This is a genomic window from Aequorivita marina, assembly GCF_031631895.2.
Classification (GTDB): Bacteria; Bacteroidota; Bacteroidia; order Flavobacteriales; family Flavobacteriaceae; genus Aequorivita; species Aequorivita marina.
Genome location: NZ_JAVMBW020000031.1, coordinates 1 through 996, shown reverse-complemented (window position 1 = coordinate 996; position 996 = coordinate 1). Strand labels below are relative to the sequence as shown.

1 protein-coding gene is annotated in these 996 nt (G+C 30.3%); it reads left to right on the top strand.

Going from position 1 to position 996, the window contains the following annotated elements:
• Positions 1-156: 156 nt before the first annotated feature.
• Entirely contained in the window at positions 157-675 is a 519-nt protein-coding gene (locus QPK98_RS15540) for a hypothetical protein (RefSeq protein WP_310994393.1), read from the top strand.
• Positions 676-996 lie beyond the last annotated feature (321 nt).

Below are 996 nucleotides of genomic sequence, written 5' to 3'. Positions count from 1 at the left end.
GACTGCGCACAACACCGTATAAAAAAAATTGCTAGTTTTAGCTAAACCAAAGTTAGTTGCTCGTTTGCTAGCTTCTGATTTTCCTTCGGAAAATCCTCGCACACAAACACGCAACTTTCCTTATACAAACACGTTGTACTACATTTAAAAAAAACTTTGAGAATAATTTTGAACATTTTATTTCTGACATTTTCTGGAATTATTTTCGGACAAGATTATAATGCAAATAATTCAAATACAGCTGATTTAATTAGAGATGCAGATTGCCTTACAACAAGTATCTTTCTTCCAAACAATAATGAATTACTTGTTACTCTATTGAATGAAAACACGACAACTACGGACAATAATTCCGAACACTATTATATTCAATCCTCTAAAGAAAAAAATATGGAATTCATTAATTTACTGTCCGAAAACTTTGCTACGGAGGAAATCTACACAATTGACTATAATGGAAATGGTGGATATGTAGAATTGAATTCAAAAAAAATTGATTCTGGAAATGAAGTTGTGCTCTTTATTCAACTCGAATATGGTTCACCTTGTCATAATGATACATTATTTATTTTACTGAATAGTACTAAAAAAGCGAAGAAACTTACTCGTGAATTAATAAAACTATTCGGCGAAAACAAAGGATTAAAAGGAATTAACAACCGTATAAAAACGTAGTACAACACTGTATAAAAAAAATAGGGCAAGTAAGTACTAAACCCATTGTTTCAGGCATATTTTTGAGGTCGCCAAATCTTTTGATTTGGCTTTTAGTAAAATAATATAAAACAAAATGCAAAAGATTTGGCTTCTGGATAATCCGAAAGGTAATCGCTTATTTTCAGCCCTACTTCTTTTATACGAAACGTTGTGCGCAATCTGAAAAAAACTTAATGAATAGAATTTTTATCATATTAATGACCTTATTATGTTCAGTTTCATCTTGCAAAGTATCTGAAAAAATAGCGGAAAATATATCTTGTGACGGAAATATTGAAA